Source organism: Cupriavidus sp. D39 (genome assembly GCF_026627925.1).
In the GTDB taxonomy this organism is placed as follows: Bacteria; Pseudomonadota; Gammaproteobacteria; order Burkholderiales; family Burkholderiaceae; genus Cupriavidus; species Cupriavidus ulmosensis.
Genome location: NZ_JAPNLE010000009.1, coordinates 1480972 through 1506132, shown reverse-complemented (window position 1 = coordinate 1506132; position 25161 = coordinate 1480972). Strand labels below are relative to the sequence as shown.

General features: G+C 66.8%; 20 protein-coding genes and 4 pseudogenes. 14 read left to right on the top strand and 10 right to left on the bottom strand.

The annotated features are described in order from the left end of the window. Nucleotides 1-383 precede the first annotated feature (383 nt). Nucleotides 384-1531 (bottom strand): annotated as a pseudogene (locus tag OMK73_RS18900) (alkene reductase). 124 nt (nucleotides 1532-1655) lie between these two features. Between OMK73_RS18900 and OMK73_RS18895 the strand changes: the two are divergent. After that, nucleotides 1656-2597: a LysR family transcriptional regulator gene (locus OMK73_RS18895; RefSeq protein WP_267603480.1), complete on the top strand. Its 942-nt coding sequence runs from the start codon at nucleotides 1656-1658 to the stop codon at nucleotides 2595-2597. A 73-nt stretch (nucleotides 2598-2670) separates the two neighbouring features. Here OMK73_RS18895 and OMK73_RS18890 read toward each other — a convergent pair whose 3' ends face one another. Then, entirely contained in the window at nucleotides 2671-3576 is a 906-nt protein-coding gene (locus tag OMK73_RS18890) for a LysR family transcriptional regulator (RefSeq protein ID WP_267603479.1), read from the bottom strand. Between the two features lie 279 nt (nucleotides 3577-3855). On the opposite strand from OMK73_RS18890, the gene OMK73_RS18885 reads away from it, so the two are divergent. The 3 genes and pseudogenes from OMK73_RS18885 to OMK73_RS18875 all read left to right on the top strand — a co-directional run bounded on the left by OMK73_RS18885 (nucleotide 3856) and on the right by OMK73_RS18875 (nucleotide 7037). Further along, on the top strand, nucleotides 3856-4815 hold the full coding sequence (locus OMK73_RS18885) for a hydroxymethylglutaryl-CoA lyase (RefSeq protein WP_267603478.1): 960 nt from the start codon (nucleotides 3856-3858) through the stop codon (nucleotides 4813-4815). A gap of 9 nt (nucleotides 4816-4824) precedes the next feature. After that, nucleotides 4825-5978, top strand: a pseudogene (locus OMK73_RS18880) (CaiB/BaiF CoA transferase family protein). A 69-nt stretch (nucleotides 5979-6047) separates the two neighbouring features. Continuing rightward, nucleotides 6048-7037 (top strand): Bug family tripartite tricarboxylate transporter substrate binding protein, encoded by a 990-nt coding sequence (locus tag OMK73_RS18875; RefSeq protein ID WP_267603477.1) that lies wholly within the window; start codon nucleotides 6048-6050, stop codon nucleotides 7035-7037. 175 nt (nucleotides 7038-7212) lie between these two features. Here the strand turns inward: OMK73_RS18875 and OMK73_RS18870 are convergent, their stop codons facing one another. Beyond that, nucleotides 7213-7884 (bottom strand): NUDIX hydrolase, encoded by a 672-nt coding sequence (locus OMK73_RS18870; RefSeq protein ID WP_267603476.1) that lies wholly within the window; start codon nucleotides 7882-7884, stop codon nucleotides 7213-7215. A 188-nt stretch (nucleotides 7885-8072) separates the two neighbouring features. Here OMK73_RS18870 and OMK73_RS18865 point away from each other — a divergent pair, with 188 nt between their 5' ends. From OMK73_RS18865 to OMK73_RS18850, 4 genes and pseudogenes are all read left to right on the top strand, one after another. Continuing rightward, nucleotides 8073-8864 (top strand): isochorismatase family protein, encoded by a 792-nt coding sequence (locus tag OMK73_RS18865; RefSeq protein ID WP_267603475.1) that lies wholly within the window; start codon nucleotides 8073-8075, stop codon nucleotides 8862-8864. A 25-nt stretch (nucleotides 8865-8889) separates the two neighbouring features. Next, nucleotides 8890-10101 (top strand): annotated as a pseudogene (gene pncB / locus OMK73_RS18860) (nicotinate phosphoribosyltransferase). Between the two features lie 113 nt (nucleotides 10102-10214). Beyond that, nucleotides 10215-11930, top strand: coding sequence for an NAD+ synthase (locus tag OMK73_RS18855; RefSeq protein WP_267603474.1), 1716 nt, complete (start codon nucleotides 10215-10217; stop codon nucleotides 11928-11930). A gap of 341 nt (nucleotides 11931-12271) precedes the next feature. Next, on the top strand, nucleotides 12272-14041 hold the full coding sequence (locus OMK73_RS18850) for a sensor domain-containing diguanylate cyclase (RefSeq protein WP_267603473.1): 1770 nt from the start codon (nucleotides 12272-12274) through the stop codon (nucleotides 14039-14041). Nucleotides 14042-14479: 438 nt separating this feature from the next. On the opposite strand, the gene OMK73_RS18845 is transcribed toward OMK73_RS18850, so the two are convergent. The 3 genes from OMK73_RS18845 to OMK73_RS18835 all read right to left on the bottom strand — a co-directional run bounded on the left by OMK73_RS18845 (nucleotide 14480) and on the right by OMK73_RS18835 (nucleotide 16313). After that, nucleotides 14480-14860: a hypothetical protein gene (locus tag OMK73_RS18845; RefSeq protein ID WP_267603472.1), complete on the bottom strand. Its 381-nt coding sequence runs from the start codon at nucleotides 14858-14860 to the stop codon at nucleotides 14480-14482. Beyond that, nucleotides 14836-15144: a hypothetical protein gene (locus tag OMK73_RS18840; protein WP_267603471.1), complete on the bottom strand. Its 309-nt coding sequence runs from the start codon at nucleotides 15142-15144 to the stop codon at nucleotides 14836-14838. Before OMK73_RS18840 ends, OMK73_RS18845 begins: the two co-directional genes overlap by 25 nt. A 191-nt stretch (nucleotides 15145-15335) precedes the next feature. Further along, complete coding sequence (locus tag OMK73_RS18835; RefSeq protein ID WP_267603470.1) at nucleotides 15336-16313, bottom strand: D-2-hydroxyacid dehydrogenase; 978 nt, start codon at nucleotides 16311-16313, stop codon at nucleotides 15336-15338. Between the two features lie 219 nt (nucleotides 16314-16532). Here OMK73_RS18835 and OMK73_RS18830 point away from each other — a divergent pair, with 219 nt between their 5' ends. The 3 genes from OMK73_RS18830 (at nucleotide 16533) to OMK73_RS18820 (ending at nucleotide 19303) form a co-directional block, all read left to right on the top strand. Beyond that, complete coding sequence (locus OMK73_RS18830) at nucleotides 16533-17432, top strand: LysR family transcriptional regulator (RefSeq protein ID WP_267606432.1); 900 nt, start codon at nucleotides 16533-16535, stop codon at nucleotides 17430-17432. 141 nt (nucleotides 17433-17573) lie between these two features. Next, on the top strand, nucleotides 17574-17957 hold the full coding sequence (locus tag OMK73_RS18825) for a VOC family protein (protein ID WP_267606431.1): 384 nt from the start codon (nucleotides 17574-17576) through the stop codon (nucleotides 17955-17957). Beyond that, nucleotides 17954-19303, top strand: coding sequence for a glycerate kinase (locus OMK73_RS18820; protein ID WP_324291749.1), 1350 nt, complete (start codon nucleotides 17954-17956; stop codon nucleotides 19301-19303). The genes OMK73_RS18825 and OMK73_RS18820 overlap by 4 nt, the downstream gene beginning before the upstream one ends. 169 nt (nucleotides 19304-19472) lie before the next feature. On the opposite strand, the gene OMK73_RS18815 is transcribed toward OMK73_RS18820, so the two are convergent. Both OMK73_RS18815 and OMK73_RS18810 read right to left on the bottom strand, forming a co-directional pair. Then, nucleotides 19473-20090 carry a LysR substrate-binding domain-containing protein gene (locus OMK73_RS18815; protein WP_267603469.1) on the bottom strand — a complete coding sequence of 206 codons (618 nt, stop codon included), beginning with the start codon at nucleotides 20088-20090 and terminating at the stop codon, nucleotides 19473-19475. After that, entirely contained in the window at nucleotides 20048-20419 is a 372-nt protein-coding gene (locus OMK73_RS18810) for a LysR family transcriptional regulator (RefSeq protein WP_267603468.1), read from the bottom strand. Before OMK73_RS18810 ends, OMK73_RS18815 begins: the two co-directional genes overlap by 43 nt. A gap of 203 nt (nucleotides 20420-20622) precedes the next feature. Between OMK73_RS18810 and OMK73_RS18805 the strand changes: the two genes are divergently transcribed. Further along, nucleotides 20623-20883 carry a hypothetical protein gene (locus tag OMK73_RS18805; RefSeq protein ID WP_267603467.1) on the top strand — a complete coding sequence of 87 codons (261 nt, stop codon included), beginning with the start codon at nucleotides 20623-20625 and terminating at the stop codon, nucleotides 20881-20883. A 24-nt stretch (nucleotides 20884-20907) separates the two neighbouring features. Then, complete coding sequence (tam, locus tag OMK73_RS18800) at nucleotides 20908-21678, top strand: trans-aconitate 2-methyltransferase (RefSeq protein ID WP_267603466.1); 771 nt, start codon at nucleotides 20908-20910, stop codon at nucleotides 21676-21678. Between the two features lie 19 nt (nucleotides 21679-21697). Here tam and OMK73_RS18795 read toward each other — a convergent pair. Beyond that, nucleotides 21698-22985: pseudogene (locus tag OMK73_RS18795) on the bottom strand (hypothetical protein). A gap of 100 nt (nucleotides 22986-23085) precedes the next feature. Then, entirely contained in the window at nucleotides 23086-24078 is a 993-nt protein-coding gene (locus OMK73_RS18790) for a Bug family tripartite tricarboxylate transporter substrate binding protein (protein ID WP_267603465.1), read from the bottom strand. A gap of 168 nt (nucleotides 24079-24246) precedes the next feature. On the opposite strand from OMK73_RS18790, the gene OMK73_RS18785 reads away from it, so the two are divergent. Continuing rightward, nucleotides 24247-25152 (top strand): LysR substrate-binding domain-containing protein, encoded by a 906-nt coding sequence (locus OMK73_RS18785; protein WP_267603464.1) that lies wholly within the window; start codon nucleotides 24247-24249, stop codon nucleotides 25150-25152. Nucleotides 25153-25161: the final 9 nt, after the last annotated feature.

Here is a 25161-nt window from a genome sequence, read left to right as displayed (position 1 = left end):
TGTATTTCCCCTGGCCCAATTCGGTGAGAAACATGATGTCGCACATCCGCAATGCGTCACGCAACAGCCAACCTCATCACGGTGGCGGATACTACCTCAGGCTTGCTGGGTGCCTGCTCGCACTCGGTTTGTTGTACGCCTTGTGAATGCGGGGTGCCGGAGCGGCACCGATGCAAATGCCGGTGGCCACATGGGCCGCGCCGGTTTCCATCGAGCCCTGCAACTCTGCCTGTTTGTCGAACTCAGTCTGTGCTCGTGTGATATGCGTCACATGGCCTTGCGCCCATGCGCCGAGCGGCTCGGCCGCCTCGGCCGCCTCCCACAATGATCAGCCTCGCCGACGTTTCGCTCCCGGCCTGGCGGGCGATGGCGGTCGGCGGCGCTCAGGCAAAGCTGACGGCGTCCCGGGTCCGGTCGGGCACTTGCGCTTCCAGTGAAGCGGGATGGTCGGTGTAGCCACGCTCGCTCCCGCCAAACAGGGTGCTGCCGTCGAATGTGGCCAGCGGCAGGCCATTGGCGAGCCGGCGCGGTAAGTCCGGGTTGGCGACAAACGGCCGGCCGAAGGCAACCAGGTCGGCGTAGCCTCTGGACAGGACCCATTGCGCGCGCGCCTCGTCGTAGTTGCCGGCAACCATGATCGGCCGCGTGAACCGTGCGCGAATGGCCTGGCGGAATGCCTCGGTGAATTGCGGTGCGTCGTCCCAGTCCGCCTCGACCAGATGCAGATAGGCAACGCCGCGTGCCTGGAGAAATTCGGCGGCTTCGAGAATGGTCGGCAGGATGTCGGGACAGGCCATGCCACGCGCGGTCAGGAATGGGGCGAGGCGAATGGCGGTGCGATCGGCGCCGGCCTCGTCCGCCACGGCGTTGACGACTTCCTGAGAAAGCGCAGGCGGTTGTCACGCCCGCCGCCGTATTCATCGGTGCGGACGTTGGAAGTTGTACGCAGGAACTGGTCGATGAGGTAGCCGTTGGCGCCATGGATCTCGACACCGTCGAAGCCCGCATCCATTGCATTGCGGGCGGCCCGGCGGAAATCCGCAACAACGCCGCCGATCTCCTCGCGGGTGAGTGCGCGCGGGGTTGGGCAAGCGACCATGGCGCCGACGCCCGTGGCCGGGTCGACTTTCCAGATCTGGCCTTCGAACGGGACGGCGGAGGGCGCCACCGGCAGCGCGCCGTTGTGAAAGTCCGGGTGGGACATGCGGCCCACGTGCCAGAGCTGCAGGAAGATCCGCCCGCCGGCGGAGTGGACCGCATCGGTCACCAGTCGCCATCCGGCGACCTGCTCCGGGCTGTAGATGCCGGGGGTGAAGGAATAGCCTTTGCCTTGGGGCGAGATCTGGGTGGCCTCGGTCACGATCAGGGCGGCACCGGCACGCTGGGCGTAGTAGCGGGCATTCATTGCGTTGGGCACGTCACCCGGCTGGGTGCTGCGCGCACGCGTCATGGGCGCCATGACGACGCGGTGGGCAAGTGTGTGGCCGGCGACGACGGTCGGCGTGAAAAGTGGCGAGGCGGTTGTCAACATGCTTGCGGATCTCCGGACTTGGGTGACGATGGTGGTTGTGCTGATGTGGCACATTGTGCAAAGCCCGGCGTACTTTGATAATTGGCCTACCATTTGAATCATCTTCAAATAGAACGGAAATATCGTGGAGAGTCTTGGCGACATCCGGCTTTTTGTTGAAGCGGCAAGCCTGGGCGGGCTGTCGGCCGCGGGACGCAAGCTGGGACTCTCTCCTGCGGCGGCGAGCGCGCGTCTTCTCAGGCTGGAAGCGAGCCTGAATACGCGGCTCTTTGAGCGCACGACGCGCCAGTTGCGGCTCACGGAGGAGGGACGCATGGTCCTGCTCCATTGCCAGCAGGCACTTGGGGCCCTTGAAGATGCTCAAGCGACGCTACAAGCTGGTCGGGGTGTCGTTAGCGGAAAAGTGCGGATTTCGGCGACCTCGGATTTCGGCCGTCACGTCCTCAAGGGCTGGCTTGACGAGTTCAATGTGCAATATCCGGAGGTGACTTTCGCCCTGGTGCTGTCCGACACATTGTCGAATCTGTTGCTCGACGACATTGACCTTGCCATCCGCTTTGGCGTGCCCCCGGATAGCTCGCTCATCGCGCGGCGCCTCGCGCCGAATCGGCGTGTGCTTTGTGCATCGCCTGATTATGTGGCGGCGCACGGGACGCCTGGGCACCCACAGGATCTGGAGCGGTTCGATTGCATCGTCCTGGGGACGGCAGCCGGGCTTGCGAACGACTGGCGGTTCACGCGCGGCGGCAAGGTCGAAACCTATACCGTGCCCCTGGCAAATTCCCGAGAGACGAATGACGGTGCGCTCGCGCGCGAGTGGGCGGTGGCGGGTTACGGCATAGCGATGAAATCCGTATGGGATATCGGCGCTGATCTGCGCGCGGGAACATTAATGATGCTGATGCCGGAGTGGCGCTCGCCGGATGTTCCAGTGCATGCCCTGTATCACCGCACCCGGTACATGGCGCCGCGCGTGCGGGCGTTGCTCGACTTCCTGATTGAGCGCTTCTCCACGGTATCTCGTGACCTGGAGGTTTATCTCAACCCGGTCACTGGGGCAAGCTGAAAAAGGTGGAGATCGATCCTGACCGCCTCGGCATAGCCAGCCCGCCTAGCACGACGGGCCGGCCCAAGGGCTATCAGGATGCCGCCGCCTTCATCAACAGATAATCCACCAGCAGTTTTGCCGCCGGTGAAAGGCTTGCCTCGTCGCGGAAGCAAATCGCGAAGCGGCGCTGCGCCCAGCTATCCGTGAGCGGGATCACCCGCACGCCAAAGCTGGCGTAGATGGGCTCGACCACCTCGCGGGGCACGATGGTAAGACCGAGATTTGCGCGCACGCAGCGCAGGGATGCATCGAACGAGGAAACCACCACGCGGTACGCCATCGGCTTGCCGATGATGGCCGCGGCGCGCGCGAGCATGGTGTGCACGGCCGTCTGCCCGGGCAGGCCGATGTGGTCGAATTCAAGCGTCTGCTCGAAGGTGCAATCCGCCAGCCTCGCGAGTGGATGCTCGGGATGCACGATGGCCGCCAAGGCATCGCCGCGATAAGGGCGGGTCTGGAATCCTTCCAGATCCGCGGCATCCCAGCAGATACCCAGCGGTGCGGATCCTTCTCGCAATGAGCGGACGAGGTCGCGGCTGAGGCTTTCCTCGACGGTGACGCGGATGTCCCGATGCTCGGGCACCTGCAGGAAGCTCGCGATATCGTCGGGCAGCGACTCGGCCATGCACGATACGGTAGCCAGCAAGCGGACTTGCCCCTTGATGCCGGTGCCGTAGTCGGCCATGTCGCGCTCCACGCGGTCTGCCGCAGCCAGCATGGCGCGCGCGTGCTCAAGCAGGATCTCACCAGCCGCGGTCGGGATCACGCCGCGCCGGCGCCGCTCGAACAGCGTGACGCCCACAGTGTCTTCCAGCTGCGCCAGCCGCTTGCTGATGGCCGAAGCCACGATGTGCTGCTGTTCGCCGGCACGCGCCATGTTGCGTGTCTCGCAAACCGCAACAAACAGGCGCAAGGAGGTGAGGTCTAGGTCACGCATCGATCGCCTTCAAGTTAGGGTTTCCAATTCGGAAATTTGGCGAGGTCATATTAGCGCTTTTTGCTAAATTCGCGAATCTCTGGGGTTGGGACTAAATGGGGCGACATGCCGTTATCCCGCGTTCGGCGAACCGCCTGCCGTCCACTGATCCAGGGCGATCGGCCAGACATTCCAATCCGGAATGCTGGCGCTTCTTCATTACCGCTTCTGGCTGGGTCCGGAACAGCATAGAGTGCATAGGCCAGTCCGAAGCACGACCATCCGGGGGACACAGACCAAATGACAACGCACACCGAATCGGCACCGCGCCAAGCCGTGATCCGCGAGGCCGGGCTGCGCGACGGGCTGCAAAGCATCGTCACCATCCTGCCGACTTCCGCCAAGCGGGAGTGGATCCAGGCGGCCTATGCGGCGGGCCAGCGCGAGATCGAAGTCGGCTCGTTCGTACCGGCGAAGCTGCTGCCGCAACTTGCCGATACCGCGGAACTCGTGGACTTTGCCAAGTCGCTGCCTGGACTGTTCGTCTCGGTCCTGGTGCCGAACCTGCGGGGCGCGGAAAACGCCATCGCCAGCGGCGCGGACCTGATGCTGGTGCCGCTTTCCGCCAGCCATGCCCATAGCCTGGCCAACCTGCGCAAGACGCCCGACGAAGTCGTGGCCGAGGTCGCCAGGATCCGCGCCGCCCGCGACGCGGCCGGCTCCAGGGCGCTGATCGAAGGTGGCGTGGGCACGGCCTTCGGCTGCACGATCCAGGGGCGTGTGGATCCGCAAGAGGTGCTGCGCCTTATGCAGGCCCTGCTGGACGCCGGCGCGGATCGCGTCAGCCTGGCCGACACGGTGGGCTACGCCGACCCCGCCATGGTGCGCAGCCTGTTCGAGCGCGCCACGGCGATTGCCGGCGACCGCTTCTGGTGCGGCCATTTCCACGATACGCGCGGGCTCGGGCTGGCCAATGTCTATGCCGCCCTGGAGGCCGGGGTCACCCGCTTTGATGCTTGTCTCGCCGGGATCGGCGGTTGCCCGCACGCGCCCGGCGCCAGCGGCAATGTCGCCACCGAAGACCTGGCCTACCTGCTGGGCAGCATGGGCTTCGAGACCGGCATCGATTTTGACAAGCTGCTGGCGCTGCGCGAACGCGTGGCCGGCTGGCTGGCCAATGAAACCCTGCACGGCACGCTGTGGCGCGCCGGGCTGCCCAAGACATTTCCTACATCGGTTGCCGATGCGGCTGCCGCCTGAGAGCAAACCATGAACACCGAGCATTCCTCCTTGCCGCTCGCCGGCGTCCGCGTGGTTGAGTTCACCCACATGGTGATGGGCCCGACCTGCGGCATGATCCTCGCGGACCTGGGTGCCGAAGTCATCAAGGTCGAGCCGCCCGGCGGCGACAAGACCCGCAACCTGCCCGGCCTTGGCATTGGCTTCTTCCGCTCGTTCAACCGCAACAAGAAGAGCGTCGTCATCGATATCACCACCCCGCAAGGGCAGGCCGCGGCAGCGGAGCTGGTCGGCCAGTGCGATGTGCTGCTCGAAAACTTCCGCCCGGGTTTGATGGAGAAATGCGGGCTGGACTACGCCACGCTGTCCGCCAGGTTCCCCAAGCTCATCTACGTCTCGCACAAAGGCTTCCTGCCCGGCCCCTATGAAAACCGCCTGGCGCTCGACGAAGTCGTGCAGATGATGGGGGCCTTTCCTACATGACCGGGCCCAAGGGCCGCCCGCTGCGCGCCGGCACCTCGGTCAACGACATCATGGGCGGCATGTTCGGCGCCATCGGCGTGATGGCCGCCTTGCGTGAGCGCGACCGTACCGGCAAGGGCCAGGAAGTGCAGAGCGCGCTGTTCGAGAATTGCGTGTTCCTGTCGTCCCAGCATATGCAGCAGTTCTCGATGACCGGCGAGCCGCCGCCGCCGATGCCGTCGCGCGTGTCCGCCTGGAGCGTCTACGACGTGTTCACGCTGGCCGAAGGCGAGCAACTGTTTATCGGCGCCGTCAGCGACAAGCAGTTCAACACGCTGTGCGACGTGCTGCAGCGCCCCGACCTGGCGGCCGATCCGGAGCTCGCGACCAACGCCATGCGCGTTGCGGTACGTCCGGCACTGCTGGAGCGGCTCGGCGCGATTCTCAAGGACCATCGCGTGGAAGAACTTGCGCTGAAATTCGAAGCTGCGGGCATTCCCTATGCGCCCATCATGCGGCCGGAACAACTGCTGGAGGATCCGCACCTGAAGGCAAGCGGCGGCCTGGTGCCGATGCAGACCGAGGACGGCGGCACCACCGACGTTGTGCTGCTGCCGCTGCTCATGGGCGGACGCAGGCCAGGCGTGCGCATGCCGCTGCCGGGCATTGGCGAGCACAACGATGAAATCCTGTCCGGCCTGCACACGCGGATCGCGGACTGAATCTACCCGCCTTGCCGCGGGGCTCTGGATGGCCACGCGGACGATAACGATAAACACAAGGAGACAGACATGGCATTCCCCATTTCGCGCCGGGAAGTACTCGGCATGGCCGTTTCGGCTTTCGCACTCACGCTTGCGTTGCCGGCCGGCACTGCACTGGCCCAAGGCTCGGGCCGGCCGGTACGCCTGATCCTGCCGATCAGCGCCGGCTCGGGCGTGGACGCTATCGCCCGCGCTGCCGGACCGTCGCTCGGCAAGAGCCTGGGGCAGCCGGTGGTGATCGAGAATCTGCCCGGCGCCGGCGGCATTACCGGCGCGGCGGCGGTGGCCAAGGCGCCGGCCGACGGCACCACGCTGGGCCTGTTCTCCAACAACCATGTCATCAATCCGAGCGTGTACAAGAAGATGCCGTTCGACGCGATCAGGGACTTCACGCCCATCAGCGTGATCGGCTTCACGCCGCTGGTCCTTGTGGTCAACCCCAAGGTGCCCGCGAAGAACGTGCAAGAACTTGTTGCCTTGCTCAAGGCCAAGCCAGATGGATTCAACTATGCCTCGTCGGGTAACGGCACCATTCTCCAGCTCGCCGCGGAAATGTTCCTCGACGAGGCGCACGTCAAGGCGCGCCATGTGCCCTACAAGGGCACCGGACCGATGATGACCGACCTGATCGCGGGCCAGGTGGAGATCGGTGTCGTGGCGTTGAACGCCGTAGCGCCACATCTGAAGAGCGGCAGCCTGCGTGCGATCGGCCTGTGCGGCGCGACGCGCTCGCCCGCCGCGCCCGAGATACCCACCATCGCCGAACAAGGCCTGCCCAACTTCACGGTCGAGGGCTGGTTTGCCGTGGTGGGCCCGGCAGGGCTGCCGCCGGCCGAGGTAAAGCGCCTCAACACGGCGTTCGCCAAGGCATTCACCAGTCCGGACGTGATGGAAGCCATGAAGAAGCAGGGCACTACGATCAATCCCGGCACGCCGGAAGCAGCCGCCAGGTTCTTCCAGAGCGAAGCGGCGCGCTATGCGGCCCTGGTCAAGAAGGCCAATGTGACCCTCGAGTAAGGTCGGGGTGTTGTGTCGCGGCGGGGAGCCCGCGGCGGCGCCCTCATCGGCCCGATCGCGCCGAGCCGGCGGAGTAACCCCGCCGGCTCGGCTTGCTGACAGAGACTTGCTGACAAAGCCGGGTCTGCGTTGTCGCGCTCCGCTCTCGCGCGCGCTGCAACCGCCCAGAACCGGATCAAAGCATCCGATCCCGAAACTTCAGCCGGACTCCCGGCTTTACCTGGTAATACTGCGGCGGCGGTCCGCTGCGGACCACTTCGCGGGCCCGCGCGGCTGCCTTTGGTGCCAGCTCCAGGAACTCCAGTGCCTCGATCTTTCGCCGGAATGCCTTGCGCTCCAGTTCCCGCCCGAGCACCAGTTCGTACATGCGCTGGAGCTCCGGCAGCGTGAAGACGTCCGGCAGCAGGTGGGTCGGCAGCGTCGAGTAGGTGGATTTGTTTTCCAGCCGCTCGATGGCCTTGTCGATCATCGCGTTGTGGTCGAAGGGCAGCCGCGGGGCATTGCGCGCGGGATGCAGCGAGCAGTTCGCGTCGATCCCGGGCGCGAGCACGTCTAGCGGCACCACGGCGCAATAGACCACGCTGATCGACCAGCGGCGCGGGTCGCGGAATTTGCCGGAGAAGGTGTAGAGCTGCTCCAGGTAGGGCGTCTCGATGCCGGTCTTCTCCCGCAGCATGCGCAGGGCGCTGGCTTCGGTGTCCAGGTCCTGGTCGACCCGGATGCGGCCGCCGGGCAGGGCCAGCACGTTCGGGTGCGGCGCTTCGCTGCGGTTGTGCAGCATCACCTGAAGCTCGCTGTCGCTTGCCGTGAGGAGGACCACGTCAACGAAGGTGTAGATCTCTGACATCGATTTTGGTTGGTGTTTTGTGGCGTGATGCCACCATTATGGCAGCTGAAAATAACCGGGGCAAATGCTTGAAAATTGGCTGTTCAGTGTCACCTACAAATTAATTGTGGCACTACGCCACAATCTATGCCATGATTCAGCCATCGCATGCCCCGAAAAGCATGCCCCAAATGCGCCTGGAGATGGAAATGGCAACCCAACGACGAGACCAGCTTCTGATCATCGACCCGCAGAACGACTTCTGCGACATCCCCGGCGCCGCGCTGCCGGTCGCAGGCGCCAATGCGGATATGGCCCGGCTCGCGACGCTGGTCGCCGGGCACGGTGACAGGTTCGCGGGCATCACCGTCACCCTGGACTCCCACCATACCTATGACATCGCCCACGCCAGCTATTGGCGCGATGCGGCGGGCAACAAGCCGTCGCCGTTCACGGCGATCACATCGGCGGACGTGGCCAGCGGCGCTTACCGGCCGGCCGACTCGGCGCAGGCGGAAGCGGTGGCACAGTACCTGGGCCGCAGTGGGCTTTTCCTCTGGCCCGATCACTGCATCGTCGGCTCGTGGGGGCATGGCGTGCACGATGTCCTGGCCGCAGCGTTGTCCGGTTGGGAGGCGGCTCGCCTTGCCAATGTGGATTACCTGTTCAAGGGCCTGAACCCGCGCACCGAGCATTTCTCGGCCTTCGAGGCTGACGTGCCGGTCGATGCCGACCCGGATACCCAGTTCAACCCGGCCCGTGTCCGCAGCCTTGCCGCGGCGGATCGCGTGCTCGTGGCGGGCGAGGCGCTGTCGCATTGCGTGGCCAGTTCGGTGCGCAGCCTGCTGCGGCACCTCGGGCGCGAGTTCGCGCAGCGCATGGTGCTGCTGGGCGACGCCATGAGCCCGGTGCCCGGATTCGAAGCCCAGGGCCAGGCGTTTATCGACGAGTTCGTTGGCGCCGGCGGCAAGATCGCCACCACCCAGAACCTGTTTGCCTAAGCCTTGCAACCTCAGGAAGCCGATCATGTCTCAAGCCTTCGCCCCTGTGATCCAGTCCCTGCTGGACACCGACCTGTACAAGTTCACGATGCAGCAGGCGATCCTGCACGGCAACCCGCAAGCCATCGCCGAGTACGCCTTCAAGTGCCGCAACACGCCGGCCACGCCGCTCGTCAAGCTGAAAGCCGAGATCGAAGCGCAGCTCGATCACCTGTGCACGCTGCGCTTCACGGACGGCGAGCTGGCCTACCTGGGCGGGCTGCGCTTCATGAAAGCGGACTACATCGACTTCCTGCGCCTGTTCCAGCTGCAGCGCCGTTTCATCACGGTGGCGCCGTCAGCCAGCAACCCGGACGAGCTCGAGATCCGCATCAAGGGCCCGATGCTGCATGTCATGCCCTTCGAGATCTACGTGCTGGCGATCGTCAACGAGGTGTACTTCCGCAACGTGCCGCAAGCCGAGGCCCGCGCGACGGGCCGGGAGCGGCTCGCCGGCAAGATCGCGCGCCTGGACCAGCTCGTGCCCCAGGCGACCCGGCGTGCCCCCTTCATCTTCTTCGAGTTCGGCACGCGCCGCCGCTTCTCGCGTGAGTGGCAGGAGGAAGTGGTGGCAACGCTGGCCGAGCAGGGCAGCCGGCACATGCGCGGCACCAGCAACGTGTACCTCGCCAGGAAGTACGGCCTGACCCCGATCGGCACGATGGCGCACGAGTACCTGCAGGCCTATCAGGCGTTTGACTCGCGCCTGGCCAAGCTCGATCAGGGCGGCGCTCGAGTCCTGGGTGGCGGAATACCGCGGCGACCTCGGCATCGCCCTGACCGACGTGGTGGGCACCGACGCGTTCCTGCGCAACTTCGACCTGTACTTCTGCAAGCTGTTCGACGGCGTGCGGCACGACTCCGGTGACCCGATGGCGTGGGGGAGAAGATCCTCGCCCACTACGAGAAAATGCGGATCGATGCGACCACCAAGCAGCTCGTCTTCAGCGACAGCCTGGACCTGGAGCGCGCGTTCGGCATCTATGAACGGTTCGCCGATCGCACCAATCCCGCCTTCGGCATCGGCACGAACCTCACCAACGACTGCGGCGTGGAGCCCCTGAACATCGTGATCAAGCTGGTGCGCTGCAACGACCAGCCGGTGGCGAAGGTCAGCGACACCTCGGGCAAGGGGATGTGCGAAGACCAGAACTACCTGAACTACCTGTATGACGTTTTCCGGATCGCACGCCAGTAAGTCACGCCAATAAGTCACGCCAATAAGTAACGCCAATAAGTAACGCCAATAAGTCACGCCAATAAGTCACGCCAATAAGTCACGCCAATCAGTGACGCCAGTAAGGAGCTGCCATGCCTGCACCTAACGCGGCTAGCCTGCGCATTGCCTGCGCTCAACTGAACTACACCCTGTGCGACTTCGACGGCAATGCCCGCAGGATCGTCGAGGCCATCGGGCAGGCGCGGCAGGGTGGCGCCGATATGGTCGTGTTCTCCGAGCTGGCGCTGTCGGGGTACAACCCGCAGGACATGCTGGAGGAGCCCGGCTTTCTCGACCGGCAGGCCAGCGCCATCGCGGCGGTGATCGCGGCCACCGCCGGCACCGATATCGTGGTGCTGGTGGGCGCGGTGGTCTCGAATCCCGGCATCGGCAAGCGGTTTCACAACGCCGTGCTGGCCATGCGCGACGGGCGCATCGAAGGCGTCTACGCCAAGCGGCTGCTGCCGAACTACGGCATCTTCCAGGAGCGCCGCTGGTTCGAGCCGGGCCCCGATGCGCATCTGGTTGTCGAGGTGAAGGGCATCAGGGTAGGCGTGCTGATCTGCGAGGACGCCTGGAACGTGGATGGCCGCACCTACGACGTGGACCCGGTCGACAACGTGGCAAAGGCCGGCGCCGAGCTGATCGTCACGATCAATGCCAGTCCGTCCAACGTCGGCAAGGCCGCCCAGCGCGAGGCGCTGTATGCCGGCCTGGCCCGCCGCTGGGAGCTGCCATTCCTCTACGTCAACCAGGTTGGCGGCAACGACGAGATCGTTTTCGACGGCGCCAGCTTCGCCGTGCAGGCCGACGGCGCCGTTGCGTTCCGGGCACCGATGTTCGAGGAGGCCATCGGTGTCGTCGCGTACAAGGCCGGCCGCTTCACTGCCGCCGGGCAGGCCGCCCAGCCGGCGCCCACGCAATCGGTGGCTGACGATTGCGCGCTCATGTACCGGCAGGCCACCCTTGCGCTGCGCGATTATGCCGCCAAGGCCGGCTTCAGCAAGGTAGTGGTCGGCAGCTCGGGCGGCATCGACAGCGCGCTGACCCTTGCGCTGGCCGTGGATGCGCTGGGCGCCGCCAACGTGAGCGCGGTCACCATGCCGTCCCGGTTCTCCAGCGCCGGCAGCGTGGACGACTCGGTGACGCTGTGCCGCAACCTTGGCGTCGCGCTGCACACGCATCCGATCGGTGGCCTCTACGCGCAGTACGTCGATGGTTTCCAGCACGCATTCGACGCCGAGCCGTCTCGCCTGGCGCGCGAGAACGTACAGGCCCGCATCCGCGGCGCCATCCTGATGGAGTACAGCAACCACTTTGGCGCGCTGCTGCTCACCACCGGCAACAAGTCCGAAGCCTCCTGCGGCTTCTTCACGATCTATGGCGACGCGTGCGGCGGCCTTAACCTCATCGGCGATATCTACAAGACGGAAGTCTTTGCCCTGGCCCGGTACTACAACCAGCGCCACGGCCGCGAGATCATACCGGCCGTGATCATCGAAAAGGCACCCTCGGCCGAACTGTCTGAAGGGCAAAAGGACACGGACTCGCTGCCGCCGTACGAGATACTGGATGAGATCCTCAAGCTCGCGATCGAGGGCGAGCGCCTGCGCCCGGCCGAATACGAGCGCGCCAGGCTGGCCCTGCAAGCGCTGGCGGCCAGCGAGAACACGCACTGGATAGCCGACGTGCACCGGCTGATCGCCCGCTCCGAGTTCAAGCGCCGGCAGGCCGCGCCGATTGTGCGGATGCGGCCAAGGGCTTTCGGCGCCGGGCGACTGATGCCGATTGCGGCGAAGTATGGATAGGGAGCAGCAGCGGCCTGGTCAGGATGGACGCCAGGCCCTCGCCGATTCCGCCCCACGCCGGCCGCTGCGCTAAAATCCGTCCACGCGCCCTGTGCGCGCCGACATGTCAGCTTTGAAAATGCCCCGCGGGCAGCGGCGGCACACTGGGAGACAATTCGCCGATGCGCCGCGACAGCGGCGCCGCAAGCCCGGCACGAGCGGGTGAAACCCTACGCAGGTCGCTAGCCAGGACTTCCGGCAGGAGGCTCTCCTGCTTCCACATTGCTCAGCTTCCGGCCAATGTACCGGCTGGTACCGGGTCCGCGCTTACGTTTGAATTGCTTAAGCCGAGTCTGTTCAAGATGCTTAGATTTGCCTTGCCAACCATGTCGGTCGACCGGCGGTTCGGGATCGTTGCCAGCACGCTTGGCCTTCTGTTCGTGGCACTGACAAGCGGGCTCCTGGTTCACCAGTGGGGCGCATATGCCAGGGCAGACCACGCGCTGTCGCATTTCCAGGTTTTCCGGGCCACATTGCTTGCCATGGAGAAGGTGTCCGCGGAGCGCGGTCCCACCAACAGCGCGCTAGGCGAAGATGTCCCGATACCGGCGCAAAGGGTGGCGGCACTGCGGGCTGCGCGCGCCGAAAGCGACGCGCGTATCGCGCATCTGCTGGGGCTGCTCGATTCGAGCCATTGTGACGAGTGCTCGATGGAGTGGGCAGCGGCGCAGCGTGCGCACGCCGAGCTGGCCACCGCTCGCGCGAACATCGACCAGGTTATCCGTGTGCCGCTGGCGCGGCGCACCGATCAGGTGCTGGAGCAGGCCGTGGTCCGCATGGTTGAGGTCATCCCGCAGTTCGCGCCTATCACCAACGCGAGTACCAAGGGCGTGCTGGATGGCGATGCCAATGCGCTGAATTGCCTGATGGCGGCCCGTCTGGCGGCTGTGCTCAGGGAGCAGGCCGGGCTGCTTGGCTCGCGCTTTACCGCGGCATTGGCGTCGCGCCGGAAACTGACCGAAGCAGAGCAATTTGCCATCGAACGCACTCGCGGTGGGATCGACCAGCTGGGCGCGTTATTGAGGACCCGCGTGATGGAGGATACGGCGCTGGCTCACGGGGCCTTTGTCCGGATGAAGAGGCAGTACTTTGGCGACGGCCTGGCGTATGTGAATCGCGTTCGCGCGCTGGCCAGCCTCCCTGGAGGAGCGGTCGCCTCAACTGGCGAGTTTGCCGCGCAGTATGTGCCGCTCATGCGCTCGATCGTCGAGTTCCGCGACGAGGCGCTGACGCTGGCCGAGGAGGAGGTGCGCTCGCACCGGCACGCGATGCTGGCCCGGCTGGCGGGCGCCGCCGGCATCTTGTCGGCCTTGATGTGCGCGCTGGGCCTGGGCGTGTGGCTGTTTCGCCGGCAGGTCATCCAGCCGTTCGCCGAGGCAGCGCTCGCCATCCGGGCAATCGCCGCGGGTGGCCCGTCCGCGGACTTGCCGTCGAACGCGTATCGGGGCGAGATACAGGAGCTCTTCGACGCCGTCCAGGTCTTGAAGACGAACGATCTCGAGAGGACGCGGCTCGAACAGGAGCGCCAGCGCCTGATTGCGGAACTCAGGACGATGGCGGAGACCGATTCGCTGACGCGGCTCCTCAACCGCCGCGCGTTTGAAAGTCGCGCGCAGGCCGCCTGTCTGTATCACGACGCGCGGGCACCCTACCTTGCGCTGGTCATGATCGACATCGACCATTTCAAACGCATCAACGACACCTACGGTCACGCGGCAGGCGACCGCGCGCTCGAACACATGGCCGACCTGTGCCGCGACACATGGCGCAAGGACGATATCGTCGCGCGCATCGGCGGCGAGGAGTTCGCCGTGCTGGCCGGCGTGCGGGAGCGGGCGCAAGCGCTCGAGCTGGTGCAATGCCTGCGCATCCGGCTGGCGCAAGCCAGTGTGCCGCTCGAGCGGGCGGAGGGCTTCACGATGAGCGCAAGTTTTGGCATCGCCTACGCCGCGCGCGCGGATTCGCCCAGCATCCGGTCCCTGCTCAAGCGAGCGGACCGCTTGCTCTACCAGGCCAAGCTGGCCGGGCGCGATCGCATCGAGGTGGAGGCGGATGACTGTTCCCAGCCATGACGGGCGAGAGGGCTTTGCCTGGCCGAAAATAAAGGTTCATCAGACTTTCGTGTGGGTCCTCCATCCGAGCGAGAGCGACACGATGCAATGCGCTGGTTTGCTCCCCTCTCCCATGAAATGGGAGAGGGGCCGGGGAGAGGGTGGGCGCTAGCTCAAGGTGAAGCGCCTCGCTCTTGCGGATGCCCGCCCTCTCCCCAACCCCTCTCCCGCTGCGCGGGAGAGGGGAGCTACACCTGCGCGAGATTGCACGCGATCGCTCTTGCTACGCCTGCGCCGGACTTCGCCCGGCGACCCACACAGAAGTCTGAAGAACCAAAATAAAGGGGAGCGGGCTAACCGCGCGGGCGTCCTGCCGACCGAAGCCCATTGATCCAGTCGGGGTCGGGCAGCATCGATCGCCGGGGGCAAACGGCCGGTCTGCGCCGATCGCCATCCAGGCTATTCGCCAACGACGATCGAGTTGCGCACCCGGTCCAGCAGCGGCAGCCACACGCCGCGCGCCGTGTCGCGGCACGAGAGGATGAGCAGCAGTTCCTGGTCCGGCGTATAGATGTCGAAATGCTGCACGTAGATCGTGCCTTGCGCACCGGTGCGCACGTAGCTGATTGCAATCGCGGGCCAGCCACCGATCTTGTCGAGGCGCGGCTCGTCGATGGAGAGCATCTCCCTGCCCGATGTCTTCAAGGAGTCGCGCATCCTGCGCTCGAAGCTCGCGCCATAGGCCTGCAGCAGCGACCTGTCGAAGCGGCGGACCTGCTCGGGCGTGACCGGCGCTTGCGCAATCGAGTTGACGATCACGGCCGCGCGCGGATCCTGCACATTGGATACGGCATGAAGGAGATTGACGGTTTGGCCCGCCGGCGCCGGGACGATGGAGACGCCCCCACGGCGTCCGCGATGGTGCCGTGGGCCCGGCCCTGGGCGCCGGACAGGATGGTCCAGTCCTTGGGAACCTGAATGGCAACCTGCCTGGCGAGCCCGATCTGCACGAAGGGCGTTTGCGCGCCCCCGCCGGCCTGGGCGAAACACTGCGCGACATTCAGGGCCAAGCCCAGCGCGCAGCCAGCCGCCGCCAGTACAAGCCTGCAGCATTGCGCACGCATGCTCCCTCCGTCGTGATCCCGGACAGGAACAATATAGACCTGAAGAGGCGATCCGGCACGGCTCCTAGCGTTGCACGAGCGCCAGCCTGACGCGTTCCACGCTGCGGTTGCAGTTCGTCCTGGTCTTCAGGGAGGCGATCTGCTTGCGCACCGTGTAAATCGGATACCCCGGCGATCCGCCGCTCGGCATCTCAGCCCGCCACCACATTGCGCGGCGACCCTGCCGCGAACGCCGCGATATTGTCGATCAGCTGGTCCGCCAGTGCCTGGATGGCCTCCCGGCTGGCCCAGGCCACGTGCGGCGTCAGCAGGAAGGCGGGATGGTCGCGCAGCGCATGGAACGGGTGGCCGGGGCCGGGCGGCTCCTGGGTGGCCACGTCGAAGCCGGCCCCGGAGACCTGTCCTTGCCGCAGCGCCTCGACCAGCGCGGCCTCGTCGACCAGTCCGCCGCGCGCGGTGTTGATCAGCAGCGGGCGCCGCGCCATCTGCGCGAACTCCTCGCGGCCGATCAGGCCCACGTTGGCGGGGGTCAGCGGGCAGTGCAGCGTGATGATGTCGCTCAGGCGCAGCATGTCGGCGAAGGGTGTGTGTTGCGCGTCGGCTTCGTGCTGGCCCTTGCGGGCGGCGTACAGCACCTTGAGCCCCAGCAGCCGCGCGATCTCGCCCACAGCGCGCCCGAGGGTGCCGCCGCCGACGATGCCGATGGTCGAGCCGGCCAGGTCGTGGATCGGGTAGTCGTGCAAGCAGAACTGCCCCGAGGCCTGCCAGCGGCCCGCGCGCACCGCGTCGCAATAGGCATGCAGGCTGCGGCGCAGCGCGAAGATCAGCGCAAAGGTGTGCTCGGGCACCGTATGCACGGCGTAGTTGCGCACGTTCGAAACGCAGATGCCCTGGGCGGCGCAGGCGCGCAGGTCGACGTGGTCGGTCCCGGTGGCCGCGATCGCCACCAGGCGCAGGCTGGCGGCCTGGCGCAGCACCTCGGCCGGCAGCTTGACCTTGTTGGTGATGACGATCTGCGCGATGGCGATACGTCCGGCCACTTCATGCGGCGCGGTGGCGTCAAAGACCGTCAGCCGATGCGCAAACGGCAACGCGCGCAGCACGGTCTCGGGGGCCAGCGTGCCGCGGTCCAGGAAGACGACTTCCGGCGTGGTCTGGGTGGGATTCATGGTGTTTGCCTGTCTCGGATCTCTGCGCCTGGGTGGTGAGTGCGCCACGCCGCTGGTGCCGGTGCGCAGCGTGTGAAGCGGCCATGGTGGCGTCGGGCGGCCAAATTGACAATGTCGTTCTTGTCCACTAGCCTTTCCCGATTCTCAAACCTCGGGGCGTGGCTGGACGACCCAGGCCATCCCGCCGCCATCGATGCCGCCGCCTTCCGGACGCTCCGCGTGATCAATCCCGCCCATCTCGACCTGCAGTCCCTGCGCCTGTTCCTGATGGTGGCGCAGAGCGGCAGCTTTACCAAGGCCGCCGAGCGCACCCACATGACGCTGTCGGCGCTCAGCCGCCGCGTCGCCGACCTGGAAAAGACGACCGATTGCGCCTTGTTCGTGCGGCTGCCGCGCGGGCTGGAGCTTACCCCGGCCGGCCACGGGCTGGTTGGCCATGCCCGGGCCGTGCTCGACACGGTGAATCGCCTGGCGGGCGACATGAGCGATTTCGCCATCGGCGTGCGGGGGCATGTGCGCGTGTGGGCCAATACCTCGGCCATCATCCAGTTCATGCCGCAGGACCTGGGCGTGTTCCTGCACGCGCAGCCGCTGATCCGCGTCAGCCTGGAGGAGCGCATGAGCGACGAGGTGATCGCGGCGGTGGCGGGCGGGCAGGCGGATATCGGCGTGTTTGCCGACAACGTCGCGGCCGGCGCGCTGGAAAAGTTCGAATACCGCCGCGACCGCCTGGTGGTGCTGGTGCCGCCGGAGCATCCGCTGGCGGCGCGCGCCGAGGTGGCCTTCGCCGACGCGCTCGAATACGACTTCGTCGGCCTCAACCAGGGCAGCTCGCTGCTGCAGCGGCTGGCCGACGCATCGGCCGCGCTGGAGCGGGTGCTCAAGCTGCGCGTGCAGGTCAGCAGTTTCGATGCGATCTGCCGCATGATCGAGGCGGGCCTTGGCATCGGGGTCTTGCCGGAGGGCGCCGTGCGCGCCGAGATCCTTGGCGCCGGGTTGCGCGCCATCCGCCTGGCCGATCCGTGGGCCTCGCGCACGCTGTGGCTTGGCGTGAAGTCGGCCGCGGCGCTGCAGCCCGAGGCGCGCAAGCTGTTCGATCACTTGCTGGCGCCGCGCTGAAGGTGTGGCTGAAGGTGCGGCTGAGGTGGCCGCCACAGCTTTGCGTTTTCGGAAAGGGTGGTGGAGCAATCCGACATGTTCGTGCGCCTGCGCTACTGCCATGATGGCATCCGGCTAAATCGCAGAGAGAGCAAGCGCGACATGATTGACCACCTCGACCACCTGGTGCTGACCAGCACGGATGCCGGCGCCACCATTGATTTCTATACGCGCGTGCTCGGCATGCAGCTGGAAGCCTTCGGCGAGAACCGTGTGGCGTTTCGCTTCGGCAACCAGAAGATCAACCTGCACGTGCGGGGCAGGGAGTTCGAGCCCAAGGCGCACCTGCCGGTGCCCGGCGCGCTGGACCTATGCTTTATCGCATCGATCCCGCTCGATGCCGTGATCGAGCGGCTGCGGGCATCCGACTGGCCCATCGTTGCGGGGCCGGTCGCGCGGACCGGTGCCACGCAGAAGATCCGCTCCGTCTACGTGCGCGATCCGGACCTGAACCTGATCGAGATCTCCGAGCTGGCCGCGCCGTGACCAGCGAGATGGCGTTGAAGACCGTGCCTGCGCGCGGGCTGCGCGTGCTGCTGGCGCCCGACTCGTTCAAAGGCAGCCTGGATGCGCCGGCGGCGGCCCGGCATATGGCCGAGGGCATCCGCAATGCGCTGCCGGATGCCCGGGTGACGCAGGTACCCATTGCCGATGGCGGCGAAGGCACGGCTGCCGTGGTGGCCGCGGCATGCGGCGGGTGCTGGCATGCGGTGGACGTGACGGATGCCAACGGCCAGCTTGTGCGCATGCCGTTTGCCGCATGCGAGAGCGCGGCGCTTGGCGCCTTCGCGATCTTCGATGTGGCGGCGGTGGCCGGCCTGCCCGACGCGATGGCCGCGCCCGGCGCGCGCACCACGCGCGGGGTAGGGCAGGCCATACGCGGGATTGCCGCGCAGGGCTTCGCCACCATCGTGGTTGGCCTGGGCGGCTCGTCCACCAACGATGCCGGCGCCGGCCTGCTGGCGGAGCTGGCGCTCGATTTCCTCGATGCGGCGGGCGGGCGCATCGACCCGGTGCTCGACAATCTTGCGTCGATCCGCAGCCTGCGCCCACGCGCTGATGCGGGCCGGTGGCAAGCGCCGCGCCTGGTGGCGCTCACCGATGTCACCAGCCCTTTGTGCGGGCGGCTTGGCGCCAGCATGATCTTTGGCGCGCAAAAGGGCGTGACGGATCTCGCGCAAGCGGATGAGGTGCTGGGGGAGTTCGCGGCGCGCTGCGAGCTGGCGCTCGGTCGCCATGCAGCGCAAGCGCAGGGCGCGGGCGCCGCGGGCGGGCTGGGCTTTGCCCTGCGGTTGCTTGGCGCGCAATTGCTGCCGGGCGGCAGCTTTATCCTCGACGCCGCCGGGTTGGCGACGGTGGCCGGGTACGACTGGATCCTGACCGGCGAAGGCCGCTCGGATCGCCAGACCTTGCTTGGCAAGGGCCCGGCGCTGATCGCGGCGCTGGGCCGCCGGCACGGCGTGCCGGTGACCTTGCTATCGGGGAGATTGCCGATGGCGCGCTGCTGCGCGAGGCGTTCGACGGCTGCTTCTCGGTGCAGGCCGGTCCTGCGTCGCTGGCCTGGTCGATCGCGCAGGGCGGGGCACTGCTGGAAGCGGCCGCCGCGCAGCTGGCACGGCTCTATGCGGCCGCGCGCCGTTCCGTTTAGAAGGACGACCAGTCGGATGCCGAGGCCGGCGCCGCAGCCGCAACGGCACGCGGTGCCACCGGTGCGGCGCAGCGCGGCGACGATGCCGCGGGCCTGCTCACGGCCCGCACGGCACGGGGCGCCGCCGCACTCGCCGCACTTGCCGTACTCGCCGCGCTTGCCACGCCCTGGTTGCCCAGCCTGAACACGGCCACTGTGTCCTTCAGCTTGGCGGCTTGTTCTTCCAGCGATTGCGCTGCCGCGGCCGCTTCTTCGACCAGCGACGCGTTCTGCTGCGTCACTTCATCCATCTGGCTCACCGCGTGCGCGGCTGTCTTGCGGTTGAATGACATCATGGCGCGAGTGTTGTTGCATCACGTCCCGCGTGCGTTGGGCGCATTGGGTGCATTGGGTGCTTCAGCCGCAGCAGCCACCATCTCGCGCACCATTGCGCGAAAGCGGACCACGGCCGCCGGCAGCATGCCGTGGCGCAGCGCCAGGTGCAGGGGCGCGGTCAGCGGCGGGCTCTCGCCCAGCGGGCGATAGACGATGTCCTCGCCACCCAGGCGGTGCATGGACGCGGGCACCACGGACACGCCAAGGCCCGCCGCCACCAGGCTGAGCGTGGCCGGCAGGCGCGGCGCTTCCTGCGCCACCAGCGGGCTGAAGCCTGCGGCGCGGCAGGCCGTCAGGATCGCGTCATACAGGCCGGGCCCGGCGGGGCGGCGGTAGAGGATGAAGGGCTCGCGCGCCAGCGCGGCCAGCGGCAGTGCGCCAGCCTGCGCCGCCAGCGGATGCCCTGCCGGCAGCGCCGCCAGCATCGGCTCCTCCAGCACGGCATCGAGCACCAGCCCGGCGGTGCTGCCCACCGGCGAGCGTACGAAGGCGGCGTCCAGCCGCTCGTGCAGGATCGCGTCCACCAGCTCGCTGGTGCCGGCTTCCTCCAGCGTCACCGCAACGCCCGGCACGCTCTCGCGAAACCGGCGCAGCACGGCGGGCACAAGGGGTGCAGGGCGGCGGAGCTGGTAAAGCCCACCGCCAGCCGCCCTTGCTCCCCGGCCGCGGCGCGGCGCACCACGTCGGCCACGCCTTCGGCACGGGCCAGCACGGCGCGGGCCTCTTCCAGCAACGCCAGGCCGGCCTCTGTCGGGCGCACGCCGCGCGGCAGGCGGCGCATCAGCAAAACGCCCAGTTCCTCTTCCAGCCCGCGCAGCAGGCGCGTGAGCGGCGGCTGCTGCATGCCGAGGCGCTCGGCGGCGCGGGTGACGTGGCCTTCTTCGGCCAGCACGACGAAGGCGCGCAGCCGGCGTAGCTCTATCATTGCCATACTCTAAGGGTATTGAAATCGTGTTCAATATGCATTGGAAATCATAGCAGTTCGGCTCTATCCTGACGGCATGTTTCGGGCATCAACGGAGCACGGCCATGGACCAGGGAAAGGGGACGGGAACGGGAACGGGAGCGGGAAGGGATTAGGATCAAGGCAGGGACGCCAACCTTCCCGCCCCCTCGTACTCCGGCAATTTGCTGGAATTCCTGGCGTGGCTGGACGCCACGCCGCGCACCTTCGCCGACACCATGGAAGCATGGCGCACGTCCTGCCCACGGCTGTCCGCGTGGGAGGACGCGACGACGGCCGGCCTGGTGGGGATGACGTCCCGGCCCGGCGTGCCGCGCGCGCAGGCCATCGTCGCGCTGACCCTCAAGGGCAGGGCCGCGCTGCAACAGGCCAGGCAGCCCGCGATGCCGAAGAATCCGAACAAGCCAGATCTTCCGAAGCACTAGGACCGAACCCGCAAAGGAGCAGCAATGACTTGGTCAGCCAAGCAATACGTGAAATTCGAGAACGAGCGTACCCGCCCGGTACGCGACCTGCTGGCCGCGGTGCCGGGACGCGAGCCGCGCATTGCGGTGGACATCGGCTGCGGCCCGGGCAACTCGACCGAGGTGCTGGCCGCCTGCTTTCCCGGCGCGAGCGTGACCGGGCTGGACAGCTCGGCCGACATGGTCGAAGCCGCGCGCAAGCGGCTGCCGGCATTGAAGTTCGAGGTGAGCAGCATCGAAACCTGGTATGACCCGGGCCCCTACGATGTGATCCTCGCCAATGCCGTGCTGCAATGGCTGCCCGACCACGGCCGCCTGCTGCCCGCGCTGGCCGCCAAGTTGGCGCCCGGCGGCAGCCTTGCCATCCAGGTGCCCGACACGCTGGACACGCCCGCGCACCGCCTGATGCGCGAGGTCGCCGCCAATGGCCCGTGGGCCGGCAAGCTGGCCGCGGCCTCGCAGGCGCGCACCGGGTTGCAGGGCGCTGGCTGGTATTACGAACTGCTGCGCGCGCATTGCAGTACGGTCGATGTCTGGCACACCACCTACCACCACGCGCTGGCCGGCGGCCCCGCCGCCATTGTCGAGTGGTTCAAGGGCACCGGCCTGCGCCCCTTCCTCGACCCGCTGGACGAAGCCGAGCGCGCGGCGTACCTGGAGCGCTATACGGCGGCGGTGGCGCGCGCCTATCCGCCGATGGCGGACGGCAGCGTGCTGCTGCCGTTCCCGAGGTTCTTCATCGTGGCGACGCGCTGAACGCCAGGGCGGCCTTGTTTCAGGCGCTGGCCGTGAGCGCGCTGACGTCCATCACGTACATCTGCCGTTCGCCGTCGTGGATCGAATCGATGCAGGCGTGGCGGCCGTCGCGGCTCCAGCGCGGATGCAGGTCGCAGCGGTTCTCCTTCTTCAGGCCGGGGTCCGTGTAGAAGCTGCCCAGGTCATGGCGCAAGCCAGACGCCGTGTCGTAGAGAAAGAGGATCCGCTCGTTGGTGGCGGCATCGGGATAGGTGTCGCTCAGCAGCCAGTTGCGCGCCACCGGCGAGAATGTCATGTGGCCGTTTTCCGTCAGCACGCCGTCGCCGACGACCTGCACCCCGCCGCCCTCGCTGTCGTGGTAGAGGTGGTAGTGGATGCTGCCGGCATGCGGCCCCCATACGATGATGTGCGCATCGTCCTGCCACAGCGGATGCGAGATCTGGTACTCGGACTTCTCGTAGTCAAACGTGCCGACCGCGCCGGGATCGAAATCCGCCGCCAGTTGCGGCAGCGGATGGTCGGAGCACTCCAGCAGGCGCAGGTCGGAGCCATCGGGATTGGCCGTGATGAGCCGGTGCAGGAAGCATGTCTCGTCCTTCACTCGCTCGGTCCAACGGTGCAGCAGCAGCACGCGCGACGAGCGCGGGTTGATCTCGATATGGCTGACCCAGTGGATGGCCTTGTCCATCGAGGCCTTCGGGTGGAAGTTGCGCAGGTCCTGGTAGCTCAGGACCAGGCGCGTCTCGCCGGTGCGCAGGTCCATGTAGTGGATGCCGTCGTCGGCCGGCGCGTTGGGCAGCGCGGGTTGCGGCGTCGCGTCGCTGTAGCCGATGGTCTGGTGCGTGATGTACAGGCGGCGGTAGTTCACGCACAGGCCGTACTCGCTGTTCGGCGCGACCACATACACGGGCATGGGCAGGGTCCTGTCTTCCCCCGTGTCCACGTTATGCACCGTCGCGCCCAGATGCGGGAAGAAGGCCGATGCGTCGTCCGTCCTGCGGTTGTAGATGAGCTGCCTGCCGGGGCGCGCCGTCGAGCCACTGTAGCTGTGCGCCCATCTGCCAGTTCCAGGCGGTGGTCTGGCCTACGCGGTGAAAGCGGTCGCCGTCCTGCAGGTCGAAGAAGCCGATTTCGGCTACCAGGTCCGGCCCCAGTTCGGCGTCGGCCATCGGCACGCGCTGCGCTAGCACGTAGCGCTGGCTGCGGTCCCAGGTGCTCTTGTTGTAGTAGCCAAAGAAGTGGTGGAGGCCGTCGGCGCCCAGCCGCCGGTAGGGTAGCGGGCTGGCAATGATGCGTGAGGAATGCATGAAGCTGGGTTTCCGTTGAGACTGGATATGCTGGCGCGAGGCGGGTTTGCCGCCTTGGTATCGCGCCGCTTTGTTCCGCGCTACTTCGCGTTGTTCCGCGTTATTCCGCGCTGATCTTGCCCTTGGCGATGACCTGGTCCCAGCGCGCTTTTTCCGTCGCGATGAAGCGCTGCGCGGCGTCGCGGGTGTTGGCCACGGGGGTCATGCCTTGCTCCTGCAGGCCCTGGCGGAATTCGGGCGTGGCGACGATCTGCCGGATATCGGCGTTGAGCTTGTCGGCGATCGCGTCAGGCACCTTGGCGCTGACGGCCACGGTGGTCCACGACGTCGCCACGAAACCCGGATAGCCGGACTCCGCGGCCGTCGGCACGTCGGGCAGCGCGGGCGAGCGCGTCTTGCCGGTGACGGCCAGCGCCTTGAGCTTGCCCGAGCGGATGTATGACAGCGTGGTCGGCGGATTCTCGAACATCATGTCGATCTGGCCGCCCAGCAGGTCGGTCATGGCTGCCGCGCTGCCCTTGTACGGCACGTGCACCAGCGGTGCGCCGGCGTTGAGCTTGTAGAGCTCGCCCATCATATGGACCGACGACCCCACGCCCGCGGAGCCGAATGTCATCGTGTCCGGGCGCTGGCGCGCGGCTGCGGCGAGTTGCTTCAGGTTGTTGGCCGGCACCTTCGGGTTCACCACGACCACATGCGGCATTTCGGCCAGCACGGTGACGATCTTCAGGTCCGTGGCCGGGTTGTAGTTGAGCTTCTTGTAGGTGTTGTAGGTGGCGTGCAGGCCGATTGAGCCAAGCAGCAGGGTGTAGCCGTCGGTCGGCGCATCCACCACCGCCTTGCCGCCGATATGGCCGCCCGCGCCGGGACGGTTTTCCACCACCACGGATTGCTTGTAGAGCCGGCCCAGCCGGTCCGCCAGCATGCGGCCCTGCATGTCGGAGCTGCCGCCCGCGCTGAACGGCACGATGATACGGATGGTCCTGTCGGGGTAGCCCTGCTGCGCGAACGCGCCACCTGCGAAGGCGGCGCCCAGGACGGCCGCGGCCACGCAGGATTTCCAGTCATCATTCAACAGCAGCTTCCGCTTCATCGGTGTGTTCTCCTCTTTTTTGCCGCTGGCCCGGCTATCGGCGGCGGCGTTCGTCTTGATCGTGCGGCGAGTGTAGGGGAGCGACATTATTCTGAATAATGCTTTATCGCGGGGAGACTATGCAGTCGTGGTATATCTTGCGGGTCTAATCGATCCGGACGTTTTCCCATGGCGAGAACCCTGAATTTCCGAGAAATCGAAGCCTTCCGGGCGGTGATGCTGACCGGCACCACCACCGCGGCTGCAGCGATGCTCCACACGACCCAGCCTTCGGTGAGCCGGCTGCTGGCCCAGATGCAGGCCGCGGCGGGGCTCAAGCTGTTCGATACACAGAAGGGGCGGCTACGCCCAACGCAGGAAGCGCGCCGCTTGTTCGATACCGTGCAGCATCACTTCATGGGGCTGGCAAGGATCGAGCAGGACGTGGCGGTGCTGCGCAAGTCCGGCACCGGCGTGCTGCGGATCGGCTGCACGCCGTCACTCGGGCTGGGGGTGATGCCGCAAGTGGTCGGCGAGTTCGCGCGCCGCCATGCGGACGTGCACGTCAATCTGCAGACGGTAGGCGGGCACCACCTGCGCGAGGGCCTGCTCAATGGCCAGTATGACCTGGTGCTGTCCACCAGCCATCTCGACGATCCCCACTTCGACGTGCGCGTCATGCATCGCACCAACGCGGTTTGCGTCATGCATCCCGGCCACGCGCTGGCCGGGCGCGCCACGATTCACGTACGCGACCTGCACAACCAGTTCCTGCTCACGCTGAACGCCGATGACGAACTGCATGTGGCATTCCTGCGGGGCATGCGGCAGTGGCAGGTAGAGCCGTCGGCCACCATCGAGACCACTTATTCGGGGACCATCTGCAGCATGGCCGCGCAGGGCGCCGGCATCGGCATCGTGAATCCGTACGTGGCTGACGTGTTCGCGCACGGCCTGCGCGTGCTGCCGCTGCTGCCGGCTTGCCCGGTGGAAGTGTGCATGGCGCTGCCCAGCCAGTCGGCCAGCTCCGCGATCACCGAGGAATTCGCCGCGCTGCTGGAGGCCCGATTCGCGGCGCGGGAGGCGCGGCGCTGACCGTGGCGC